Annotated in this window: 17 protein-coding genes; 7 read left to right on the top strand and 10 right to left on the bottom strand. The window is 68.1% G+C overall.

Annotated features, from left to right (window positions below):
- The first annotated feature begins 53 nt into the window (after positions 1-53).
- Entirely contained in the window at positions 54-404 is a 351-nt protein-coding gene (locus HTZ82_RS23280; protein WP_032769644.1) for a hypothetical protein, read from the top strand.
- Positions 405-441: 37 nt separating this feature from the next.
- Here HTZ82_RS23280 and HTZ82_RS23275 read toward each other — a convergent pair whose 3' ends face one another.
- From HTZ82_RS23275 to HTZ82_RS23245, 7 genes are all read right to left on the bottom strand, one after another.
- Positions 442-1,287, bottom strand: coding sequence for a hypothetical protein (locus tag HTZ82_RS23275; protein WP_070201530.1), 846 nt, complete (start codon positions 1,285-1,287; stop codon positions 442-444).
- 132 nt (positions 1,288-1,419) lie between these two features.
- The gene (locus HTZ82_RS23270; protein ID WP_175411399.1) at positions 1,420-1,839 is read right to left on the bottom strand and encodes a DNA-binding transcriptional regulator; all 420 of its coding nucleotides are present in this window, start codon (positions 1,837-1,839) and stop codon (positions 1,420-1,422) included.
- The gene (locus tag HTZ82_RS23265; RefSeq protein WP_050487126.1) at positions 1,836-2,999 is read right to left on the bottom strand and encodes a hypothetical protein; all 1,164 of its coding nucleotides are present in this window, start codon (positions 2,997-2,999) and stop codon (positions 1,836-1,838) included. The genes HTZ82_RS23270 and HTZ82_RS23265 overlap by 4 nt, the downstream gene beginning before the upstream one ends.
- Positions 2,996-3,754, bottom strand: a complete 759-nt coding sequence (locus HTZ82_RS23260; RefSeq protein ID WP_050487125.1) for an ATP-binding protein — start codon at positions 3,752-3,754, stop codon at positions 2,996-2,998. The genes HTZ82_RS23265 and HTZ82_RS23260 overlap by 4 nt, the downstream gene beginning before the upstream one ends.
- Positions 3,751-4,863, bottom strand: a complete 1,113-nt coding sequence (locus HTZ82_RS23255) for an AAA family ATPase (protein ID WP_309235644.1) — start codon at positions 4,861-4,863, stop codon at positions 3,751-3,753. The genes HTZ82_RS23260 and HTZ82_RS23255 overlap by 4 nt, the downstream gene beginning before the upstream one ends.
- Positions 4,860-6,443 (bottom strand): transposase family protein, encoded by a 1,584-nt coding sequence (locus HTZ82_RS23250; RefSeq protein WP_254712053.1) that lies wholly within the window; start codon positions 6,441-6,443, stop codon positions 4,860-4,862. Before HTZ82_RS23250 ends, HTZ82_RS23255 begins: the two co-directional genes overlap by 4 nt.
- 65 nt (positions 6,444-6,508) lie before the next feature.
- A complete protein-coding gene (locus tag HTZ82_RS23245; RefSeq protein ID WP_217624484.1) occupies positions 6,509-6,970 on the bottom strand; it encodes a transcriptional regulator in 462 nt (153 codons plus the stop codon).
- Between the two features lie 907 nt (positions 6,971-7,877).
- On the opposite strand from HTZ82_RS23245, the gene HTZ82_RS23240 reads away from it, so the two are divergent.
- A complete protein-coding gene (locus HTZ82_RS23240) occupies positions 7,878-8,897 on the top strand; it encodes a hypothetical protein (RefSeq protein WP_175411397.1) in 1,020 nt (339 codons plus the stop codon).
- A 227-nt stretch (positions 8,898-9,124) separates the two neighbouring features.
- On the opposite strand, the gene HTZ82_RS23235 is transcribed toward HTZ82_RS23240, so the two are convergent.
- Positions 9,125-13,369, bottom strand: a complete 4,245-nt coding sequence (locus tag HTZ82_RS23235) for a hypothetical protein (RefSeq protein WP_175411396.1) — start codon at positions 13,367-13,369, stop codon at positions 9,125-9,127.
- 137 nt (positions 13,370-13,506) lie between these two features.
- Between HTZ82_RS23235 and HTZ82_RS23230 the strand changes: the two genes are divergently transcribed.
- Positions 13,507-14,079 carry a hypothetical protein gene (locus HTZ82_RS23230; RefSeq protein ID WP_175411395.1) on the top strand — a complete coding sequence of 191 codons (573 nt, stop codon included), beginning with the start codon at positions 13,507-13,509 and terminating at the stop codon, positions 14,077-14,079.
- Between the two features lie 39 nt (positions 14,080-14,118).
- Here HTZ82_RS23230 and HTZ82_RS23225 read toward each other — a convergent pair whose 3' ends face one another.
- Together HTZ82_RS23225 and HTZ82_RS23220 are read right to left on the bottom strand one after the other, a co-directional pair.
- A complete protein-coding gene (locus tag HTZ82_RS23225) occupies positions 14,119-15,219 on the bottom strand; it encodes a hypothetical protein (RefSeq protein ID WP_175411394.1) in 1,101 nt (366 codons plus the stop codon).
- A gap of 778 nt (positions 15,220-15,997) precedes the next feature.
- Positions 15,998-17,350 (bottom strand): hypothetical protein, encoded by a 1,353-nt coding sequence (locus tag HTZ82_RS23220; protein ID WP_175411393.1) that lies wholly within the window; start codon positions 17,348-17,350, stop codon positions 15,998-16,000.
- A gap of 688 nt (positions 17,351-18,038) precedes the next feature.
- Between HTZ82_RS23220 and HTZ82_RS23215 the strand changes: the two genes are divergently transcribed.
- The 4 genes from HTZ82_RS23215 to HTZ82_RS23200 are packed head-to-tail and all read left to right on the top strand — an operon-like array spanning position 18,039 to position 22,804.
- The gene (locus HTZ82_RS23215; RefSeq protein WP_070201521.1) at positions 18,039-20,009 is read left to right on the top strand and encodes a P-loop NTPase fold protein; all 1,971 of its coding nucleotides are present in this window, start codon (positions 18,039-18,041) and stop codon (positions 20,007-20,009) included.
- 1 nt (position 20,010) lies between these two features.
- Positions 20,011-20,724 carry a hypothetical protein gene (locus HTZ82_RS23210; protein WP_175411392.1) on the top strand — a complete coding sequence of 238 codons (714 nt, stop codon included), beginning with the start codon at positions 20,011-20,013 and terminating at the stop codon, positions 20,722-20,724.
- Complete coding sequence (qatC, locus tag HTZ82_RS23205) at positions 20,721-22,058, top strand: Qat anti-phage system QueC-like protein QatC (RefSeq protein WP_175411391.1); 1,338 nt, start codon at positions 20,721-20,723, stop codon at positions 22,056-22,058. The genes HTZ82_RS23210 and qatC overlap by 4 nt, the downstream gene beginning before the upstream one ends.
- Entirely contained in the window at positions 22,055-22,804 is a 750-nt protein-coding gene (locus HTZ82_RS23200) for a TatD family hydrolase (RefSeq protein ID WP_175411390.1), read from the top strand. The genes qatC and HTZ82_RS23200 overlap by 4 nt, the downstream gene beginning before the upstream one ends.
- Positions 22,805-22,874 lie beyond the last annotated feature (70 nt).

Here is a 22,874-nt window from a genome sequence, read left to right as displayed (position 1 = left end):
CTTTCGTGCCGGTGTGCGGTTGGAGACAGCGGTTCGACACGAGAGGAACAAGCATGTCGTACGGATATGGCGGCGGGCCGGACTGGCCGATGATCCAGGCTAGGCGCCGAGCCGAGGAAGCGGCGCGCTCGGCTGCCGGCCAGGCTGTGGCCCACCAGGCGTCGGCTGACCGGTGGAAGGCTGCGTTCGAGGCTTTGGCCGGCCAGGTTCAGGCAGCGGTGGGCCGCAGTGGCGCCGAGCACCGTGACGGCGGCAGGTGTGGCTGCCCGTCATGCTGGGAGGCGCTCATCACCCGGCTGGCCACTGAGGCGCAGGGACACCGAAGCTCAGCCGCAAGCGCCGGTTCCTTCGCGTTCTCGATCGATGATCTGTTCGGCGGGACCGGCACGCAGCGGCATCCCTGAACTCACCGGGCCCGTCAGCGCTCGGGATGCCGAGTTTTCAGGCGCGAGGAACGGGTGTGATGTGCAGGGCGTGAAGAGGCTGCCGGGCAGTTGCGGGCAGGACCTCGAACCACGCCTGACCGTCGTCCAGATAGCACTGCGCCTTGCTCCAGTAGCGCCAGCCCAGGTCGACGAAGCAGTCGATCATGTGATCGCTCGCGCCCGGCGTCATGTACCGGCCGTGCACCTCGGCGCGGCCCAGTTCGAGGCCGGTGTTCTCCAGGTGAGCCAGCGCTGCGGCGGCTGCGCGGCGCAGAGGGCTGTTCGAGGTCCACCGGTCGTCCATGTGCTCCAGCGCTGCGGCAGAGCGGGGCTGGGCGTCGCTCAGAGCAAACGCGGCGACGGTGGCCGTGCCTTCGGTGCTCCAGCGGTGCAGGTCGATACGGACCGGACGCGGGAGCTGGTCGGCGATCGCCTCGTAGGTCGGCAGGACATGATCGCGCGGCGCACGGCCGGCGGCCGCATCGGGGGTGATCGCGGCCAGCCGCTGCCGGGCGATAGTGATCGGCTCGCCCTGCCGCCACAGCAGGAGCAGTTCGATCCCTTCCTTCTCCAGGGCTTGGCGTTCCTGGAACTGGAAGCTGACGCCGCGGCGGTTGCCGCGCAGAGCCTGTCGCATCGGTGCGTAGCCGTCGCGGCCGCTGAAGAGCGCGCTGAGAGAGTGCTGGGTCCAGCGCTCGTCGGTGGTGTGCTGGATCACGACGTCGATGTCGCCAACTTCCAGGGCGCCGCGGATGTAGGAGCCGAAGAGGTGTACTTCGGTGATGAGGTCCAGTGGCCAGATGTTCTGCTCAAGACGGTCGAGCATCTCGTGGAGGGTTGCGGTCGCCCGCTCACGCTTCATGGGCAGCTCCTGATCTTCACAAAGCAGTCCGCGCCGGACAAGCGGGAACTCTAGCGGCCGGCACTGACAACGCCCCGTTTTCTCCAGTGAGTACGCGAAAGGTCCGTGGTGCCTCCTGGCCGGGGGCTCGTTTCAGCGGGGCGCGGGACTGCGCGGGTTCAGGAAGGGCTGGGCTGCAGGCTCTTGCCGGCGTTGGGGTTCACCCGGGCTGCAGGGGGGGTGGCACGGGCTCAGGAGGGCCAGGGTTCCTTGCGCGGTGTCGGTTGCTTCAGCAGGTGCGGTGGGGTGGGGCTCTGCGATGGCTTGGGCGTAGTAGGTGCCGAGGGTGTGGGCCCGGGCGAGGAAGTAGGCGTAGGCGGCACGCAGGGGAGCTTCTGGTTCGGTGAGACCTTCTTCCCATGCGTGGAGTGTGGTGGTGTCAACGCCGATGGCCCGGGCGAGTCGGGTCGGTGTGAGGCCGAGGCTGTTGCGCAGGCGGCTGCGTTCGGCGGGTGGGGGCAGCGGGGTTTGCTCGGCCAGGAGCACCTCGATGGCTCGGTAGCTGCTCGTCATGGGTTTTTTCTGCGTGTGCTGGGACGTTCGGGGGCGGGGTTTGCGGCGAGGAGGCGGCAGGTCTCCGTGGCGTGGGCGATCTCTTCTTCTTCCCCGCACGTGAGCCGGAAGGGCTTGTTGGCGTCCGTGAGATGGGCGGGCAGTCCTGGGCGGGTGTAGTTCTCGAGCTCGCTGTGGACGTGGGCGGCTTCGAGAAGGAGTTCGGCCCATCTGGGGAGATCGGCGGGAAGGTCGGCCTGTGGGCGTTGCGGTGTGGGGCGTGTGAGGTGGGCCAGCTGGTCGATGCCGTAGCCGGTCAGTGCGCGGACGGCGACGGCTGCAGCGTGGACGGGGTGGGCGATGCGGGTGTGGATGCGCTGAGCCACGGCCTCGTGGTGAGGGCTGGGGGCAGCAAGGTCGGTGAGCGCCGGTAGCACGACGGGGGGCGGCACCGTGGCGCGGCCGGGCAGCAGGTTGACAGTGCCGCGGGAGGTGGGGGTGGTGGTGGCGGGTCTCCTGCCGGGGCGCCGGGAGCGTGGGGGCAGCGCGTACCAGGGTTCGTCGTCTGGGGCGGGGAAGGGGGCGGCGTGGTGCCAGCCAGGGTAGTTGGAGGCGTGTGAGCGTGACTGCGCGCCGGTGTTGAGGTGCTGGCGGGCGGCTTCGAGGGAGTCGATCTCATGGTGGCGGACGGCGCTGAGGACGGTGGCCAGTGCGGCCGGTGGTGGGCCACTGATGACAAGGGTCAAGCGGGTGCGGGTGCGTTCGCGCAGGGCCATGAGGTACTCGAGGTGGCGTTCGGTGATGCGGTGGGCACGGCAGATGACGTAGTGGTCGATGTGGAGGGCCTGGGTCCATGCGAGCGTCACGCGCCAGGAGGATTCGGCGTTGAGGGTCCACCAGGGCGCTTCACGGTGCGGGGGTGGAAGGTGTTTGCCCAGGGCTCTGATGAGGTCGTGGGCGAGGTAGGCGGGTGCGGTGGCCAGGGGTGTGGGGTGGACGGCGACGCGTCCGGTCGCGGGGTGGTGGGAGGCGAGTGCGGTGATGGTGTAGTCGGGCAGGTCGTGGGGGTCGTTGATCACGGTGATGGGCGGCAGGCTGGAGTCGGTGTGGTCCGGCGACCAACTGGGGGTCCACCTGGTGACGGTGGCGGCCGTTGCGGCGGACGTGGGCGTTGAGGTCATGCGGAGGGGGCCAGAGTCGGGTGCAGGCGGCGCAGGAGGGCGGTCGGGTCGGGCGACTGGTCGGGGCGGCGGCGCAGGTGCGCCTGGAGCTGGTGGGTCAGGGCGGCCCAGCGGCGGAGGTTGCCGTGGGCCCACATGTCGTCCAGGCGGGCGAGGGTGTTGTGGTGGGTGTTCTGCCACAGCGGGTGGAAGCGGGGCAGCACGGTGAAGACTTCGTCCGCGGCGAGGGGTTCCATGTGGTGCCAGGTAGTGACCCTGCTGAGCAGGGCGGGCTGTGAGCGCAGGGCTTTGAGACGGGGCCTGCTGGCGAGCAGCAGGATGGTGACCTGTGGGACGGGGTCGTCGTGGAGATAGCGCAGGTATTCGATGCAGGAGGCGGAGAGCTGGTGGGCTTCGTCGACGGCGAGGAGTCGGGGCGGCTGTTCCAGTGCGTGGCGTAGGTAGTCGTCGCAGATGCCGGCGTCCTGGGGTGGGTCGCCGGGCAGGTCGAGGGCATGGTGCAGGCTGTGGCGCAGGTCGTCGGGGCGTGCTTGGGGGCGCGGGAGCAGCCGTAGTGCGGACAGGGTGGGGCGCTGCTGGCACAGGGTGTGCAGGGTGAAGGTCTTGCCGACGCCGGGGTCCGCGGTCAGGCACATCATGGTCTGCTCGCGCAGTGCGTTGTCGAGGGCGTGGCCTGCGGCCCGCACGGCCTGGGTAGTGACGGTGCGGGCGTCGGGCAGGCTGAGGTAGTGGGGCGCGTGCTCGGTGGGGGTCATCCGGCGTCCTGCTGGGGGCGGCGGGAGCGGCGTCGGTGGGGCAGGGCGCGGCGGATGGCCCAGCGGGCGATGGATTCGTCGACCTGTTCCAGGCCGCGGCGCTTCATGCCTTCCAGGACGTGGTAGGTGATCTTGGACCAGACGCGGAAGGTGCCACCGGCGCCTTCTTCGTAGACGTAGTCGATGAGTTCGGGTGAGGCGCTGGCCCAGACGGGATGGAACAGGGGGATGTTGCGCTGGACTTCGTCGGCTTCCATGGGGGCGAATTCCTGCCAGATGTAGATGCGGGAGGCGAGGGCGGGTTCGCTGTAGAGGGTTTTGTAGGCTTCTTCGCCGCCGACGAAGAGGACGGCGGGACGGTTCTTGCCCTTGCCGGTGTCCCACAGGTGACGGACGAACTCGAAGCATTCGCGGCTGAACTGCTGGGCTTCGTCGCAGACCAGGACGTAGGGCTTGCGGGCCAGGGTCCGCTTCAGCAGCCGGTCGAACTCGCTGGGATGGGACGGCGGTTCGCCTTCGAGGCGCAGTTCGGTAAACAGTTCCTGGCGGATGTCGCGGGGGGTGGGGCGGGAGCGGAACTGCAGGAGCAGGACGCGTTCGGCGGAGATTTCTTTCAGGGCGGCCAGGACGGAGAAAGTTTTGCCGAGGCCGGCGTCGCCGTAGATGCAGGACATGGCCCGGGCTTCGATGGTGTCGGCGATGTTCTCGCTGGCCTCGAGGAGGGCTTCGGTGGCGACGATGCGGGCGTCGGCGAGGTTGAGGTAGAAGTCGGGTTCGCCGACGACCTCGTCCTGGTCGGGGCGGGGCGTCGTCTGGGTGGTGTCGGTGTCGGTCACGTCGGTGTCCTTCGAGCTCGTCCGGGCGGTGTGGGCCTGGTCGGGTGCAAGGTGGGGCAGCCGGGCGTGGGCGGTGCCCAGGGGCTGGCCGGTGGCGGCGTCGTAGACGTCGACGCTGTCCGGGTCGCGAGGGTGGATGCGGACGGTGCGCTGGGCGTAGCCGGTCATCCAGGCGGCCGTGTAGGGGCGGCCTCGCCAGCGCACCTCCTGGCCGCGGATGATGCGGGTGGAGCGGCCGGGTGGCGGGTCGGGGGCGGTGAGCGCGGTGGTCACGTGTCTTCCTCGGAGGGGGCGGATGGGCCGGGGACGGCCCAGCGGCCGGGTGGGGTGATCCGGCGGGGCATGTAGTCGGTGGGCAGGTCGTCGTCGGCCCGGCTGGAACGCCAGGTGCGCAGTTCCTCGGCGGCCTCTTTGCGGGTCATCGCGGTGTCCGCCTGGGCCGGTCCGGCGCTGGTGTGGGCTTTGAAGCGCCGGCGGCGCAGCGTCTCGGCGCGGCGCAGGTCGCGGCGCACGCGGCGGACACGCTCGGTGCGGGCCTGATAGACCTGCTCGATCTGCTCGTCGCTGGCCTGGTCGGCCAGGTAGGCGGTGCCCAGGTGTCGGCGGTTGTCGGCATCGAAGATTTCGATCTGGTCGAGGTGGTGGGGCTGGAAGCGGACGTGGACGCGGGTGCCGGAGCGGCCGGTCATCCAGCCGGCCATGTAGTCGCGTCCCCTGAAGCGGATGCCGTGGCCGTTGATGACGCGGGTGGAGCGGTCGCCTTCCAGGAGGAAGGCGTGCAGGTCTTCGGCGCTGACCTCGCGCAGCGGGCTGGGGTCGCTGTTCCACCATTGCAACGGGGTGAGGTCGCCGTAGCCGGCCATCGGGTGTTCGGCGTTGCGGGTCTTAACCCACTGCGCGAGGAGCTCGACGAAGCCTTCGAAGGTCAGGGCTGGGTCCTTCTCCCCCGAGCGGCGGCGCGAATCGAGTTTCTGGGCGTGGGTGTAGCGGGGCAGGGTGGAGAAGAACATGCTGGTGGCAGCGCGGTTGAGGTTTTCGATGCTGCCTTTGAGGTGGGGGGTGTATGGGGGCAGGACGTCGACCTGGACGGCGAAGGCGCCGAGTGCGTCCTGGACGGCGCAGGAGAGGAAGTCCTTGCCGCGGTCGATGCGGATCCGGGTGGGCAGGCCGCCTGCCGGGCCGTAGCCGTCGCCATGGAGGATGCAGGATCTGAGGGCGGCCAGGATGGACCCGCGGTGCGGGAAGTGCGGGGTGACGGCCCAGCCCATGATCATGCCGGTGTGGCAGTCGCAGAACCAGGTCACCCATGGTTTGACCAGCCGTCCGTCGGCCCAGACCCAGACGGGGGCCTGCTTGTGGTCGCCTTCCCATTCCTCGTTGCGGGCGGTGGGCGGGCGGCGCAGGTGCGGGTCGTGGCCGCGGGAGGCAGGGATGCCGCTCTTGAAGCCGGCCCGGTCACCGGGTGTCAGGTCGCGTTTGACGGCGCGGTGCAGTGTGGACAGGCTCACCGGGGTGGCGCCGGCCTTCTCGGCGTCCTGGACGAGTTCTCTGTGGACGGCCTTGACGTTGCCTCGGTGGTAGGCGAGCAGCGTGCGGATGTCGTCGGTGATCTCGAAGCGGCCCCGGCCGCGTCGCAGGGGTTCACCGAGCCGGGCGCGGGCCAGGTTGCGCCACACGGTCCGGACGTGGACGCCGAGAGTGTGGGCGGACAGTTCGACGTGGGCGGTGGTCAGCTCCCCGCGCTGCGACAACTCCAGCAGGGCACGTACGGCCGGGCCCATGAGTTCGTGGCGTGCTCGCTGCCGTCGGGCCAGGTCATCGTCGGTGAGGACCTCGAGGTCCGGGCACTCCATGGAGGCGTTCCTTCGGTGCAGGTCGATCAACGGTTCGGGGTCCCGTGCCGTGGTGGGCGACGGGGTCAGGCCCAGAAGCCGAGGTGGGTGACGTGCTCATACATGCGCCAGTCGGAATCGAAGTCGGTGATCACGTCGCGCCACCGATACGTCAGCGCGTGCAGGTCGCTGCGCGACCAGGCCTTAACGATGGGGTCCCAGCGGTAGATGTTCTTGTGCCGCCAGCGGGCGGTGCGCCGGTGCTTGTCGTCGACGTCGCTCTGGTCGACGGGGTAGATCTCCACGCGGGTCCCACCCCCGGCGTTGAGCCGGCGGGTCATGCTGGGTGCCATGTTGCGGCGGCGCAGCAGGCGGAAGGCGTTTTCCAGGCGCTGCTGCTGCTCGGGCCGTGGGTGGCGTTCCTCGGCGAGCCAGGCAGTGATCATCCGCCGGTCCATGCGGATGCCGCAGTCCTGCATGTAGGTGTAACCGGTGCGGGAGCGGGTGAGGTAGAGCAGGTTACGTCTCAGCCGTTCTGACGGCGTCATGTAGGGGTCGGTGACCTGCGCGATCTCATCAAGAGTGGTGCTGAGGGCTACAGCCCCGGGCACGCCCTGGGCGCCTAATCGTCCGAATCCCATACGAGTCTTCTCCGAGGGCTCACGTGATCATGGGGTGGTGCGCTGCAGGCTTTGAAGGGGCGCCCTCTCGGTCGGAGAGGGCGCCAAATCGCTGCGCCCTGCACGCTGCTGGGCCTCCAACGTCACGGTGGTTTTGGTGAGTTGGCCGGCTGGGAGCCGTGGGCTCCGATGCACGGCACCCTAGGAGAGCGGGTGTGCGACGGAACGAGTTCAGGTCGACATCGAGGTGCGACACATTTGGGGCATTTCGCGGCTCCAGAAACCGCCGTCGGCGGCCGGTTTGCCAGGTGCCGAACCGGACGGGGTAAGGCATCGATTGGCGATCGAACAGCCAGCGCGGGCCGAGAGGCGACGCATGCGTTCAGCCAGCGCAAATCTCGCTGTCGACGCCGAATAAGCGAATACGCAGGCCACCCCTCACGGCGCAGGATCCACTTTTAGCCACGAAGGAGTAAGCGAGGTCTCAACTCCGCCCTCAGCTACCTGCGAGTAACGACTCGCGGGTAGCTGACTTCGGCATGCGCACGCCATACCTAGCAAGTGCGTCGACGCAGGACAACAGGAACACTAGCGTTCGGGTCTGACAGTCAATTGCCGGATTCCCCGCCCCAACTCACCCTGACCCCCGTGGAATTGACTCAATCCCTGCGCTTTGGCATGCCGTTGAACGCTCAGTCCGTCCAGTTATTGCTGGTCAGGCAGACTCGGCTTGTCGACGACGGAAAGAGGGCATGGCTTGATGACCCTTCAGACGGACTCTGCAGGAAGGTTTCGGCGCATAGGCCTTGTCAGCGCCGTCCTCCAAGATGCCCCCATGAGTCTCACCTCCCATCTCAAGGACCCCCGCTCTCCCATCTCTCGCTTTCTGGCGGAACACCTCCCCGACACGAAGGCCGTCCTCGACGATTACCGCACACGCTTAGCCCGTTTCCCTGCCCCGCTGCGGCCGCAAGTGGAAGCCGGGCTGAAGCCCGAGTACCGGATGCTCGGCCACACCATTGATCACCGCCTGCGGATCTCCCTGGGAGCGCCGACCGGCGCCCCCATCAAGGAGGGCATCGTCCGGGCCGTCATCGACGACGACGGCTGGCCCAGCCAAGAGGTGATCCGCGCCGTCCAGAAGGCCGGCGACACCATGCTGGAAGAACTGGCCGGCTACCACAACGATGCAGGGCAACCTCTGTGCCTTGCATCAGCGGACGAGGACCGGCTCATCCGGCTGTGCCATGTCGCCTCCAGCTTCGAGGCGATCTTCCGTCACTGCGGCTGGCTGCGCGGGAACACGCTCGGTCTCTGTGCTGCCGATGCCACCCTGGACGACCTGGTCGATGCTGTGCCGCACTACGTCGTCGGTGACATCCGCCAGCAGATGCAACTCGCCGCAGACCCCGGCCCGTTCGAGAACATGCGGCTCCTGCCTGCCAGCGCCCGGGTCTGCGGCCCCGTCTTCGACGGCAGCCTGCAGGTCGGTGGTGCGGACGCCGACTTCATCCTCGATGGCGCACTCATCGACTGCAAGGCCACCATCCGCCCGGAACGCATCAGCCGCGCAGAGATCTACCAGCTGGCCGGATACCTGCTGCTCGACTACAGCGACACGCATTCCATCTCCACCGTCGCGCTCTACCTCTCCCGCCAGGGTGCGCTCATCGACTGGAGCGTCGAGGAGTTTTTGGGCCTGCTCGGCGCGCGGCATGAGCTGCCAGCCCTGCGGGATGCGTGCCGTCACACGCTGACCGACGGCAGGCACGGCAACCCGCTGCCTCCCGTGGATCCTTCCCGTCCACTTCCCCGGCCCCGCTCGGCGCCCGCCGCCCAGCAGTCGCTGTTCTGACGAGCTGGGCCGAGCCGGACCGAAGGCGGCTGCAGGATGCCTGCAGCCGCATGCCGATCGCATCGAGTGCTCCGGCTGGCGCAGCGATCAGGTTGATTCTCATTCGGGCACCCTCAGGTAGCAGTGTGGAGCGATGACTTCGACCGCGTATGTGCTGCTCAGCGTGGCAACCTGGGCAGCGAAGCGCCTCGTCTGCCTTGGTTCTGTGCGGTCGGCGGCAGGGCGCTTCAGGGCGATGAGGGCGGCAGTGTGGGGCTCTTGCGACGTGACCAGGAACTGGGGCTCGGAAGGTTGCCGTTGACGACGATGACTGCGACGAGTGAAGGCGCCTCGGGGTTGGTCAGTCCGTGAAGCGCTGGCTGGAGGGTGAAGAGGTAGTTCTCCGGAACACCGACAGGTGAGGCCTTACGGCTCATGTCCAGGATGCAGAGAATCGAGAGGCGTGCGCCGTCGGCGGCTGCGTACTGCGTTGGCTGCCCCATGTACTTGGGGGCTCTGTCTCGGGTGACCGGGGTGTTGCGCTCGACTTTGAGCTCGGCGGTGACGCCATCGTGCCGGACATCCAGGTAGCCCAGGGCGAGTGGGGTGCCTCGCTGCAAGCGCCCGCCGAGTTCCGGCTCTGCCTGGAGTTCCTTGTACAGGTCGTCATGAAATTTGCGCTCTGTTACGTGGCTTCCGCGCTTGTATTGCTTGTTCCACGTCATGGTGAGGCCGGTGCGGCAGATGGCGGTGAAGAGGCGGCAGAAGGCTTGGAGCTGGTCCTCGTCGTAACCGGCCCGGTGCAGATTTTCGTAGAGGGCGAGCAGCCGCTCGTCGAAGACGGGGAAGTTGGTCAGGAAGTCGCGTGAGGCGTCGAAGGGCCGGAATCGGATTTCGCGGTGTCCGGCGGTGTCGAGGCTCTCGGTAACGGGTTTGCCGTCCCGGGTTCCGCGCCAGCGCAGCTTGACCGAGAACGGCGGGGCGGGACTGCCTGCGGGCAGAGCGAAGCGGAGGATGAGTGTGCCGGTGGCGCTCAGTGTGTCGGGGCCGTCCGCGCTCGGCGGGCGTGTCCAGAGGTAGGTGGGCGTTTCCGCTTCGTTGGGGGTGAAGTGGCTGAGGAGTTCGGCTTCGAGGGTCTCGGCCCACTCGGGCCAGGGGCCGGTGCGTACGTCCAGGCGGAGTTCGTAGACGGTCGAGTGACGCAGGACCTGCGGGCCGGTGACAAGGCGTCCGTCCACGCTGGCCAGTACGACCGCAACGGCCGGCTGGTCCTCGACCAGCTGGGTGTCCGCCTCGTTGCCCAAGACGGTGTGGGAAGTGAGTGGCGTGCGGCGTGGGCCGCACGCGATGACAAGTGGCAGGGGCAGGACGGCCCACTCCGCCAGGAGGTCAGCCACGCCGCTGGCGTCTGCGACGGCTTGGACGTGCCGCAGAGCGGCTATCAGCGGTCCGGCCAGCGGGTCAGTGTCGTGGAATCGCTTCTCCAGTTCGGTTGCGGTCACTGCTGCGCGGCGGCGCGCTGCAGTGGCCAGGGCGTTCATCTCGATGGTGTCAGCGTTCAGTTCCGCTGCGTCAAGTCGGATCAGGAAGGCGGCCACCTCGCACAGGGCGGCGAAGCACCGGCCGTAGGCGGCGGTCGCCGTTGCCTGCTGACACTGCTCTCTTAGCGTGGCGGCGGTGCTCTGCAAGTGGGCTGCGCGGGCGCGGAGCGCGACGGCCGGATCGCTGTCGGAATGGCCCTGGCCTGCCCCGGCAGCCGGTACCAGCTCGTGGCCCATGAGAAGGCTTCGGACTGTGACACGAGTGCGGACTTGGTCCGCCAAGGCGCTCACATCGTTGTCTGCTCCGACGGCTTGAGCAGCATGCGTCAGCGCAAGGGCGGTCGCACGCATATCTTCTCCGGCCACCGCGGCTGCATCAAAGGCGGCCGCGGCGGCGATCAGGGTGAGCAGGGCTCGGTGGAGGGTAAATGCAGGCTCGTCCGGGGTTGCCTTGAGGACACTGTTCATGATGGTGGCGGCATCTCCGGGGCGGGCTGCCCGCCAGGCGACTTCGGCGTATTCGGCCGCACCGACCACCTGGTGTGGCCCGAGTTCAAGAGCGGCCGCCTGAAGATCCTCCACCGTCAGGCTGGCCAGGCCCGAGCCGCAGTTAAGCAGCGCGCACAGTTCCAGGTTGTCGTGGGCGTTAAGCCGGTCGTTGACGCGCGGGTCGCGCACTTGGCGCAGCCGCAGCTGGGCCATGGCCGGGGTGGTGGCGGTCTGCGGCAGCCAGTCACCGTTCAGGGCGTCGCGTAGGTCGTAGCCGTCGAGGTCGGCGGCGCGTCGGAGGATTTCCTGCTCCGTGTGGATCCTGAGGGCTTCATTGCCTCGGGAGAGATTGGAGGCAGCCGCCATGGCCTTCTTGACGGTGTCCGGAAACCGGGCGATGTCTACGTGTTCGCAGACCGACAGGGCGTAGGCCAGCAGAGAGGCGCTGTCCTCGGTGCTCCAGTCCAGACGCAGGGCGGTGTCGAGGACACCGTCGATGACGCCTAGGTAAGGGTCGGTGAGCAGCGCTGGCAGGAGGTCGGAGATGCTCGAGGGCAGCTGATGCGCGCGGCCGATGTCCGCCCAGGCGGTTAGCGCTGCCGACCGCGAGGCTACATCGGAGTCGACAATGTAGGTGTGCAGGAGCGGGATGATCATCCGCAGCAGGCCGGGGTGGTCGCCGTGGCGTCGTCCGAGCGTCCCCAGGAGCGGCAGCAAGCGCGGCACGATAACGTGTTTGCGCTGGCTGTCGCGTTCGTCGGTGATGGTGTCGATGACCGCGCCGCATACTGCCGTTGCATCGATGGTGGCGATGTGCTCCAAAGCGTCCAGGAGCCTGCCGATGCTGGACGCCAACAACTGCCGGTAGGCCATTCGCTCCAGGAACTGCAGCTCCGGCGGGGCCGGTTCTGGGGCGGCCAGGAGCGGGGTGGGGGTGGTATTCGCCGACTCCAGTGTGTCGATGGCTGTCAGGGCCGCACCCAGGAGGGCAGCCAGCTGCGGCTGCGTCCAGGCCGGATGGGTCTGGGCCAGCTGCTCGATCAAAGTCGCGGCCGGGAAGCGCACGTGGCCGCCCCAGTCACCCCCGACGCGGGTCAGGCACCTGGAAAGCAGATACTCGAAGACTCTTCTCTGCTGGCTCGCATCGAGCTGAGGATCACCCGCGGTGCGAAATCTGTACCCAGGGTCGATGAGGCGGCCGGCCTGCTCCAGCACACCGAACAGACGCTCGCGCACGAAGTCTCCGGCTGTACGGCCGGTGTGCTCGAGCTGGGCAGGCACGTCACCCACCTCCAGGACGAGCAGGGTGGCGAGGGACCTTTGAACCGTGGCGATCGGTGCGGGATCGTTGTGGTGGTCGCCGTCCACCCCCAGGTTCAGGAGCATTTGCGGCACGAGTGCAATTGCCACATCCGGGTGGGTGAACGCCAGGGCCTGTACGGCGGCTGCGGCAGCACGCCGATCCATCTCCAGCTCTCGTTCTGATTGAGGAGCGGGCCGCACACCTGGCGGGACCATTAGCGACTCGGATGGTCGCGGGGCTGGCAGCATGCTGGTGAGCACACGGGCCACGGCCTGAGGGGCCGCTCCGGCTGCCACACGAAGAGCACTGGCGTCTCCGGTTCCGCCTTCGTAGACCCCGAAGCGTCGGCTTTGAGGCTCAGCGAGGTACACAAGGGACCGGACCACTGGCTCGTCCACCTGGTCCCCATCGTGGGGACGCAGCAGGTCGGTCACGCAGCGGCCGGCCTCGACAACAGGACTGTGCCGCAGCGTGGCCAAAGCGGCTCGCAGGACATTCGCTGCGTGCTCGCTGCGGACGCGGGCCACGTGCCGCAGCGGCGTCAGCAACTCCGGGACGTGGACGTCGGTCACCAGGTCCAGGGCCAACGCGATCACCGCGGTGCTGAAGGTCTCCGGCGCCCGCTCGGCCAGTGCAGTCAATCGCCGCAGCGCGCCATCGCAGGCCTCCCGGTCCCGTTCCGTTCCCGGCTCCTGATCCAGGAGGGCGATGTCGTCCAGAGCACTGGCCATTGCTGGATCCGACGACGCCTGCGTGCCCCGACGGTCTTCCGCACGCTGCTGCCAGGCGCGGTGCCGCTTCGCCGTTTCCGCTCGTTCTACCGCTTCGGCTCTGGCTGCGGCCTCCTTGCGCTCATCCATGACCGTGGCAAGGTTCGGCACGTCGCCCGTCGGACGGCGGTGGGAACAGCCCACGCAATGCTGTTCGTAGAACTCCCCAGCGATCCAGTCCAAGTTCGCGCTGGCACCGCCATGCGCCACGAGGCAGCTCACCTGCCGCGTGTTGATCGGCAGGCCGGTGGCCGCCTCGGCCATACCCTGGCCGCCGAACTCGGTGAACGTCATGTTCAGACAGTGGCGGCGGGCCATCTCCAAAATGGCCGCGTTCGCACGACCGGTCCGCACTGCATCATCGAAGGCTCGCTCTGCATGGCTGTGCACCCCACCACTGTCTCAGGCACCACTGACAACGCCGCCCGACCATCGCTCATTGCAGACTTCACGTTTCACAGCGTCGCCCGAGGTCCTGACTGGCTTCGAAGGCGGTGTCGCTGTCGCCCTGCGGGATTTGGGCCAGGGTGAGGCCCGCCTGGCGCAGGGACAGTTGGCTGGCCCAGGAGCAGAAGGACGACGAGGCACATGTGCAGCGCTCCTCCCGCTACTTCGACGAGTTCCGCGCCCGCAAGGAGAAGACCCCCGCCCTGTTCTCCAGCAACGGGGTGTCCCTCAAAGCCGCGGAGCAGCTGCTCCATCTGCCTGACAGCGTGGTCGAAGGGCCACAAGCCATAGCGAAGGGGCGCAAGCCCTTGCCGCCGATCGACGAGCTGCTCCTGGCCATGGGCGAGCCCTCCCCCGAGCCGGGCTGGCTACCGGTGGCGTACTCACTGCTGAGTCAGGTCACCCACAGCACTCCCACCGGGCTCGCGCACATGGCCCGCTACGTCGACGGCACACTGAGGGCCCACGACATCTCCCCCGAGATGCTGGCCCTGGCCCTCGACGTCGCCTGCCTGGGCAGCGCCCGGCTCATCGGCCTGTCGTCCCTGCTCTTGACCCGCAGTGACGACACGGCAAAACAGTACGCGCTCGGTCTTGAGGAACGAGCCCTTGCCGTGCACAACACGGCGCGCCTGGTCCACTGGTTCGGCTGACTCCCACCGCCCAGGACGGCGCACCGTAGGTCCTGCCGATCAGTTGTCGCACCAGGCGCTCATGCGGTCGGCGACGTGAGCGGTGTGGAGCACAAGGGTGTCGCCGAGCGATCGTGCTTCATCTGCTGGGAAGTAGGCGTCCAAGAGGCCGTAGAGCGGTGCGTCAAGAGACAGTCGTTCCTGCACGTCCCGCGTGGGGCGGTAGTGGACCAGAGTGTTCCTGAAGCCTCTGTGAGCCTGAAGGTTCAGGTTGCTCATCGGGGCGTCGAGGATGTCCTTCAGCAGCGCTCGGTCCGGCGTGCGGAGTTCGGCTCCGTACTGGTCATCGAGCTTGCCGAGGCTGGAGAGGACGTGATGAAGGGTGATGTAGCGCAGCTTGAACAGTGTTGTCGCCGAGGAGGGGTTGGTGTCGTCGGCGAGGAGGACGGCAGCGGTGTTCAGTGCACAGGTCATGGCTGTCAGGGAGGCCTTGATCTCCTCTCGGAGGGCGGGATCGAAGCTTCGCCGGTAGTGCTTCTCGGCACGCACCTTGTTCTCCGTGCGGTCCGTTGTCTTCATCACGTCGAGGACGGGCTGCCCCTGCCAGGGCAGGCCTTCTGCCGCCGCGCCAATGTACCTGCCCTGTTCCACGGCGACGGCATGCAGCCTGGGACCGAGATCGTCCTTGTTCTTGAAAGCCTGCGGGGGGAATGCGAGGAAGAAGCTGGCTGTGTGAGAGGTCGAGACAAGCCTGCCGCGAAAGCGCCACAGGACGAGATCCCTCTCCAGCGGCCGAGCCAGTGGCAGCCACGTGTTGCCGAGGAATTCCTGACGGTGTTCCTCAATGATGCGCCGGAAGTCGGCGCCGACATCATCCAGTTCCTTGTACTTGTCGTCGTAGAGCTTGACCGAGTGCCGAGCGCGCTCGATGGCAGGCGCGCAGTCGTAGGCGAGGGCGTCCGCGAGGTCGGGAGCGACCTGGCGAAGTGCCCGGTGGGACTCGTGAATGATCAGGCACATGTAGTTGTGCATGCAGAAGACCGGGACGACAGCCTCGTCCAAGGCCCCGACCGTGACGCTCTGGGCGAAGCGTCGCAGGAACATGATGTCCTGCGCAATTAGGGCCAAGGCGATGTCGTCGCCAGGGGCTGTTGTCGTCACGGCTGTGCTCTCTCCGGGTGCTCGGGGCAGTGTCGCCTCCCGTCGTAAGCCACCGCTCCAAATTTGGTGTCGGCGAGGGGCCGGGCAGGTGCTGACGGCATGGTGTCAGCAGTCGATGCCGGGCACATCAGGTTTTTGGCTCCGCAGACCAGCGCGGTGCCGGAAGACACGTACAGCCGGACAGCGAACGACCGCAGAGCTGGGATCGGCGACGGCCGCTGGGCGCGGACCTGTCGGACAGCCGCCGGCACACCCTGCGGGGGCCCCTGGAGTCGCCTTTCATTGGTGTCCCGTCGTTGCCTGCGGTGGTGGCGCACTGCGCCGTTGACGATCAGGATGGAGTGACGGACCACGCGGTCTGGCAGGGATCGCACACAGCCGTGGTCCAGCCATACGGGGCATCGGCGCGGCGCCGACGGCGTCCGACTGCCCCGCAGAACTCGCAGACGGTCGCGGGCTGTTCCTCCCCGGACAGGACAAGGAGGCTGCGCATCTCGGAATCCGATGCCCCCGAGTCAGTGACGATGTGCACGCGGGCTGCGCCGAACTTCTCCTTGAGAACCTCGACTCGGTACTCGGCGTCCCACGCGAGGAGGTGGGTGTGCAGTCGCAGCAGCAGGGGTACCAGCCCGGGCCGACGGCACGCAGCCGGTCGGGCAGCTGCCCTGCACGGCCGCGTCCGGTCTGGTGATCTTGCATGCGTTCCCGTTTCCCTGCGGCCCGGCCGGGCCGGGAGCATCGCGGTGAGCACCCGTGGCCGGTTACGTGATCGCCGCGGTCAGCGCTGGTGGCCAGCGAGGACAGTGAGGTAGTGGGTGTGCTGGTCGGGGGTCAGGCGTTGGCCGGACCATCCGTGGCAGAAGGAGCAGCTGGGGCCGTTCCATTCCCAGAAACTGGTCAGGTCGAGGAGGTCGGCCAGGGTCATGCGTTCGGTGTCCGGGGTGAGGGGGCGGGCGTGCTGGCAGTCCCCGCCCACGGCGTGGGAGCGGCCCCGGTAACGGCCGTTGAGATTGGAGCCGTAGACCCACAGTCCGGCCAGTGGCCCGAGGGCGGCGGGGTTTTCCCGGAAGGGATGCACGTTAAAGAGGCGGCCGGGAAAGGTGATCGCGTCGGTCCAGGCGTCGCGCAGGCCGAAGTGCACGTGCTTGACCTGGGCGGCCAGTTGGCGCAGGTCGGTGTCGTGGGTGGCCTGTGCAGCGACGGCCAGGGCGGCGGCGCGGTCGCCGGGGCTCCAGCCAGAGAATTTGCACTTCCGCTGGAGGTCGGACAGGCTCGCGGCGGCCGCCAGTCCGTCGCCGGGCTCCGCCTCTACCTCCGGGGCGGGCGCGGGTGGCTGACGGGTAGCGGCCGGCACGGGAGTCGCTGGCGAGGCGGGCGGGGTCACGGCCAGCTCAGGGAGAGCGGGCCGGCCCTCGAGGTGGGCCCGGTAGGCGGCGGAGAGGTCCTCCAGGTCCTTGCGGCGCGCACGGTGCAGGTCGATGGACTCCTGCAGGCTGGTATCGAGCAGCTGCACCCCGCCGTGGAAGGCGTGGAAGCCGATCGACTCCCACAGGGCGGCGATCTTGGCCTTGGCCGTGGCGCGGTCGGCGTCATTCACCTCGTCCCGGTTTTCGGGCCATTCGGCCATGCCGGGCTCGGCCGCGACCGCACAGCAGCCGCCGGACAGGCGGCGGATGGCCTCGGCGGCGAACACCGGACCCAGGCCGAAGCCGCGCCAGGGACGGGCCAGGAACACCCGGTCCAGGATGAGCAGATCCCCCACCGGGCAGTCGATGATCTCCTGGAAGGCATCGGAATACTCGCCGTCGTCGAGGACGGTGGCCGCGATGCTCTCCAGGTCTCCCGATTGGGCGTCCGCGACCATCCAGCGATCCGCACCGGTGTTGTCACGCAGCCGCCACAGACGCAGCCAGCCGGCCTCGCTGCCGTTGTCGATGAGCTGCTGGCACGCATCGGTGCAGCCGTCGGCGCATTCCTCCTCCTCGTCGTGGTAGGCGCGGATGGAGACACGCCAGTGCTCAAGGGTGTCCTCGTCCTCGTAGGGCACGGCGGGGTGCCCGTGGCTGTAGACCAACCGCAACTGGGCGGGGTCGCCGGGAAGTTCGCTAGCCGGTCGGCGCGCAAGACTCATGAAGGTTGAGGCTAGCCGTCGCTACTGACAATTGGTCCGGCGTCGAGCCTCGGCCGACGGTCGCTGAGGATGTTCATTGCACTCCGGACATCGGGCGCGGGCCGACATGTCGGAGCGGGAGGGGCAGTTGCCACTGCTTCCGCTGGGCGGTTCGGTAGGCGAGGGGCCTCAGTTATCCGCTGAACCCTTCTCCGAAACAGCGCTCGAGCGGCAGCGTCACACAGCAGTGCGGCGAGGGCATCCCAGCCAGGCCTGGTGGGACGCAATGTGTAGTCTCTCGCGCAAGCGCGCTGCCGGTTCCGGACCTGCATCATGGCAGCGTCTCCGCGTCTGCAAGCAGCAGAAATACCAACGCCGGAAGCTTGGGCTGCATGTCGGCAACGGTGGCCCGTTCCAGGGGGGCGACTGAGTTACCGGCGAAGACACGGGATTCTGCAAGGGGGCCACGAGCGTGTGCTGCGGGTCCTCCTCCGGTGATGGGGGCTCGCCACGAAGGCGGCCGTGGCCCGTGTCACATACGTCGCTGGAGGCCGTGAGTGACGGATGCGGCCTTGGTAGCGGTCTGTAGGTGCCGGGCAGTTGCATCGTGACACCAATTCCGTCGAACCGGGCGCTTTTTCGGCCTTTCGGCATAAGATCATGGACGTGTTGGGCGGGAGCCAACGCAGATCAGGGCGTGGGAGGTAGCGTGTGGTCGGATAACGAGACGGATCTGGACCTTCTCGGGTTTGACTTCCTCGTTGACGAGATGGTCGTTGCTCTGACACAGCAGCGGCTCCTGCCTCTGACGCTGGGTGTGCTCGGTGGTTGGGGTTCAGGCAAGAGCAGCCTGCTGAGGATCGTCTCGAAGGAACTGTCGACCATTTCATCCGACGAGGCCGGACATTTCGTCGTGGTCCCGTTCAGCCCGTGGCAGTACGAAGGCTATGAGGACATCAAGGGCGCGCTCATGGAGGCAGTGCTGACGCGCCTGCAGCAAGAAGCCGATGAGGGCAGCGCCGAGGCTGTGGAGGCGGGCCGACTCAGACGAGTGGCCCGGAGCCTGCGGCGGCCGGTACAGATGCTGGTCGGAGCGGCACTGCCCGCCGGCGCGGCCATGGCTGCCGGCGCGCTCGATCCCGGTTTGGCTGACGTGGCCTCCACCATCGCCCAGAGCGCTGTCGGGGGGACGTACCCGGACCAGGAGCCTGTCGGGGAGAGCGCGGAAGAGAACCGCACTCCCGCGGACCCGGGGGCGTTCCGGCAGGAGTTCGCCAGCTTGGTGGGTTCGTTGGAGCAGGTTCGGGCGGTGATCGTGTTGATCGATGACCTGGACCGGTGCCTGCCACATACGGTCGTTGACACCTTTGAGGCGATCCGTCTCTTCCTCAACGTGGAGAAAAGCGCGTTCGTGATCGCTGCCCACCCCGAGGTCGTGCAGGCCGCCATCGACCGACGCTACCCGGGCCTCGGCCGCCCCGGAACGTCTGGTCTGGGCGCGGAGTATCTGGAGAAGATGCTCCAGGTCAAGATCAGCATTCCGGTGTTGTCCGCGCCCGAAGCCGAGACATACATGCATTTGCTGCTGGCGCAACTGCACCTTGAGCGGGAGCAGTTCGAGAGGGTGTGCGAAGCAGTTGACCTGCGCAGGCGCGAAAGCGCCCTTGGGGTTGCTCTGAATGCGGGCATCGCATCTGCCACGCTCGGCGCTGGCATGCCGACGCGGTTGTACGAGGACATGACGTGGGCGGCGGCGATCTCCCCGGTGCTCGGCAGTACGTTGCGTGGCAATCCTCGGCAGATCAAGCGGTTTCTGAACACGCTGACCCTGCGCCTGGCGAGCGCCGAACGCCGGGGTACGAGGCTGGACGCGGCGGTCCTGGCCAAGCTCATGGTGCTGGAAGAGCAGTACTTGACCGACTTCCAGAATCTGTTCGACTGGCAGGTCCAGGCACTGGGATCGGGCGGGAACGGACATCTCCAAGCCGCCGAACGGCACGCACGCGGTGCGGCGACGGCCGCTCAGAGAGGATCGGGCGACAGCCAGACTCCCGAGGAGCCACGCGCCTCCTCGGACGGACGTCCCCCAAGGCGAGGGCGGGCTCGCGGGGAGAGCACCGCCACGGGCGAGCTGAACGAGGAGGTTCGCGCCTGGGCGGAGATGCCGCATATCGACGCCTGGCTTCGGATGGATCCCGCCCTGGCCGCAGTAGATCTCGGCCCGTACTTCACGTTCGCGCGGGCCAAATTGAGGCTAGCGGCCACCACGGCGCTTCTGCCCGCGCATGTCCAGGAACTGCTCGGCCTGCTCCAGTCCGACGTCGTCGGCCGGCGCCGGGCCGCGGTGCGACAGGTGCAGCAGACCGTGGCGGCTGAGGATCTGCCGACACTCGTGGAGCACCTTATGCAGGTGGTTCAGCGTGATCCGGCGGGACCGGCCACGGACAGCGCGGCGGAGCTGTGTCACGAGATCCCCGCGATCGCTCGGGACGTCTGCGAGCGGCTCAGACTCGTCCCTTTGGAGCTCCTGCGCCCGAAGCTCTCGACCCTGGTGCGACGGCTGCCCCCCACCGACCCCTCCGTGACGGCTCTGCTGGACGGCTGGGAGTCCACAGGTACCCCGGCAGGCGCGTTCGTGCGCCAGGCTCGCGACGTGCGCCGGCGGCAAGGGCGTAGCTGAAGTGGGTACTTCCACCGACCGCACCAGTGGCTCCGGCGGGGCGTGGACGCCTCTCAAGCACGCGGCGACCGCATACGCCCGCGACGTCAGCCATGGTTCCGCTCCCCGCAGCCGGGCTGCCGCCGTCCTTGCCCGCCACGTTCCGGTCCTGGGTGGCGCTGCGGCCGCCGCCGCGGGCGCGGCGGCCGGGCGCAGCACGGCCCAGCGGCTGGGCGGCCTGCTGTCCGGGGTGGCCGCCGACGGGCTGGGCGAGGCGCTGCGTCAGGCGTCGCTGGGCGACCTGGTCGGGCGGGACCGGTACGAGATCGTCGATGAGCTGGTGACGCAACTGGCTGGTGCTGGGGGCGACCTGGACGGGCAGGCGGCCCGGGACGCGGTCTGCGACGTTCTGGAGGAATTGTTTGGCGAGGCGGACACCTGGGAGGAGCTCGAAAGCGAGGCAGCCGACCGCAACGATGTGGAGCGGCTGCTCGAACTGTTCCTGACGCACTACATCTACAACCGGGTGCCGGTGGTGGCCGAACGGCTCGGCACTATCGCCGACCCCGAGGCTGCACGCCGCGCTGACGGGCAGATGCGCCAGATCATCGAGGACTGCGTGGCCATCCAGATGCCTGCGCAGCCGTTGAGTTTGGACTGGTCGGGCCCAGACGGCCGTGCTCTTGTTGAGAATGCCGTGGAACTGGCCTACCAGGCGTTGGAGGGGCTGGCATGACACAGTTCACGGTGCGTACCGAGGAGTTCGACGATCCCGCGCCGCCCGAAGGGATCCTGCTGGACTTCGCCCCGGGCTCGCCTAAGGGCACAGTGCAGGCCGGCCTCGGGCTGTTCCGTTCCTTCCGGCCCACTCGTCAGGCGGCTGACCTGATGATCATGGCGGTCGGCGCCTACATCAGCGACAGAGTGAGCGAACGCAGCCGCACCAACGATGCCTGGACACGTGATCTGTCTCTGGTCTTCCCGGCAGAAGACGCCGGTAGGTGGCCGGTGGAGGCCTCGCAGACAACTCTGCGCTTCCTGACCGGCGACCGGTGGACTCTGCATCCCCGCTCTCAGCGATCCGCACCTCTGCCGCACGGTTCGGACAGTGGCCAGGGGCGGGTCGTTGCGGACGGTGTGTGCCTGTTCTCGGGAGGCCTGGACTCCCTGTGTGGGGTCATCGACTTGCTGGAGGAGGACCCTGACCGGCGCCTATGTCTCCTGTCGCACTACGAGGGCGGCCAGACTCCACGCGCTCAGGCCCGTCTGTTGCGGCATCTACGCGGTCACTACGGCTCACGGGTGGTCTCGCTGCGCCTGTTCTTGCGGCCGGCGCCCGCGCATCCGTCCCAGGCCAGACCACTGCCCGACGGCCGTGAGACCACCACCCGTTCACGCTCACTGATGTTCTTGTCGACCGCCCTGGCGATCGCCTCCTCCATCGGCCCGAACGTCCCGGTCTATCTCCCGGAGAACGGCTACATCGGCATCAACGTGCCCCTCACCCGTGCTCGGGCCGGGAGCTTCAGCACCCGCACTACCCATCCGCACTACTTGGCGCTGCTGGAACAGGTGAAGGAGGCGGTCGGCGTTCACAACCGGCTGGTCAACCCCTACCGGTTGCAGACCAAGGGCGAGATGCTCGTCGGCAGCCGCAATCAGCCGCTTCTGCGGGAACTCGCACCGCAGAGCATCTCCTGCTCCCATCCCGAGGCCGCCCGCTACGCCGAGCGGCCGCAGGGCAACTGCGGCTACTGCTTCCCGTGCCTGATCCGCCGGGCGTCGATGTCCCGGGCGGGCTGGGACGACGCCAGGCACTACGCCTGGGATGCGCTGAACGATCCCGAACTACTGGATCCGGACTCCGGCCGCAGCGCTGACTTGCGTGCTGTTGTGGCTGGCACCCGCCTTGGCCGGCCCACCAGTGACGTCCTGCGCAACGGCCCGCTGCCCCGTGGCGAGCGCACCGCTTACATCGACGTATGGCGGCGCGGCATCGCCGAGATCCGCGCCTGGCTGACCTCGGGCGCGCAGGGGCAGCTCGCACGACTGTTGGAACACGCCTCGTGAACCATCTGCTCGACAGCCATTGCCACGTGAGCGGTTACGACGACCCGGTAGCCGTCCTGCGCCAGGCCGCCGAGGCTCGCGTCGACGTCGTGGCCGTCACCGAGGATCCTGGAGAGTACCGGCTGTTGCGAGCCCGGCTGGGTAGACGCCGTGGCGTCCACCCGGCACTGGGCATGCATCCTCTACGTGCCCACAGCTTTACTCCCGCCGACATCGCCCGGTTTCTGCGCATGCTGCCCGAAACCACATGGGTCGGTGAGATTGGGCTCGACTACTCCCCCGCCGGACGCACCACACGACGCGCACAGCTGCGAGTCCTCGAGGCCGTCCTCGCTGATCCCCGAACCCGTAACCTGCCCATGACCGTACACAGCCGCGGCGCCGAGAAGGACACCTTCTCCCGACTCGCCCAGGCCGGAGTCACCGCCGCGATCCTGCACTGGTACACAGGCCCTCTGGCCCTGGTCGACGAGGCCCTGGCCGCAGGACTGTGGTTCTCCGTCAACCCGGCAATGACCACCTCGCAAAAAGGGCGCGCCCTCCTCGAAATTTTGCCGCCTGACCGTGTCCTCCTCGAGACCGATGGCCCGTTCGCCCGTCACAACAGGCACCCCGCTCGACCGGCAGACCTCTCCGACGTCGTCGCCCGCCTCGCCACCCGCTGGGCGCTGACACCCGAACAAGCCACCCGGCACATCCACGGCAACCAGCAGCGTTTCCTCGACACCACCGGACTTCCCCAGTGACCGCAGCGTCAAGCGCCTCCCACGCCCCGTTCCTCACGGTCGCGGCTGGGCCCTGAGCAACCACAGCGTG

The organism is Streptomyces sp. TRM64462 (assembly GCF_013362995.1).
GTDB lineage: Bacteria > Actinomycetota > Actinomycetes > Streptomycetales > Streptomycetaceae > Streptomyces.
This window is presented reverse-complemented; position numbering and strand designations above follow the sequence as displayed.

Coding starts and splice junctions, on each gene's coding strand:
- HTZ82_RS23280 (WP_032769644.1), top strand. CDS start 54: ATGTCGTACGGATATGGCGGCGGGCCGGACTGGCCGATGATCCAGGCT.
- HTZ82_RS23275 (WP_070201530.1), bottom strand. CDS start 1,287: ATGAAGCGTGAGCGGGCGACCGCAACCCTCCACGAGATGCTCGACCGT.
- HTZ82_RS23270 (WP_175411399.1), bottom strand. CDS start 1,839: ATGACGAGCAGCTACCGAGCCATCGAGGTGCTCCTGGCCGAGCAAACC.
- HTZ82_RS23265 (WP_050487126.1), bottom strand. CDS start 2,999: ATGACCTCAACGCCCACGTCCGCCGCAACGGCCGCCACCGTCACCAGG.
- HTZ82_RS23260 (WP_050487125.1), bottom strand. CDS start 3,754: ATGACCCCCACCGAGCACGCGCCCCACTACCTCAGCCTGCCCGACGCC.
- HTZ82_RS23250 (WP_254712053.1), bottom strand. CDS start 6,443: ATGGAGTGCCCGGACCTCGAGGTCCTCACCGACGATGACCTGGCCCGA.
- HTZ82_RS23245 (WP_217624484.1), bottom strand. CDS start 6,970: ATGACGCCGTCAGAACGGCTGAGACGTAACCTGCTCTACCTCACCCGC.
- HTZ82_RS23240 (WP_175411397.1), top strand. CDS start 7,878: ATGAGTCTCACCTCCCATCTCAAGGACCCCCGCTCTCCCATCTCTCGC.
- HTZ82_RS23220 (WP_175411393.1), bottom strand. CDS start 17,350: ATGAGTCTTGCGCGCCGACCGGCTAGCGAACTTCCCGGCGACCCCGCC.
- qatC (WP_175411391.1), top strand. CDS start 20,721: ATGACACAGTTCACGGTGCGTACCGAGGAGTTCGACGATCCCGCGCCG.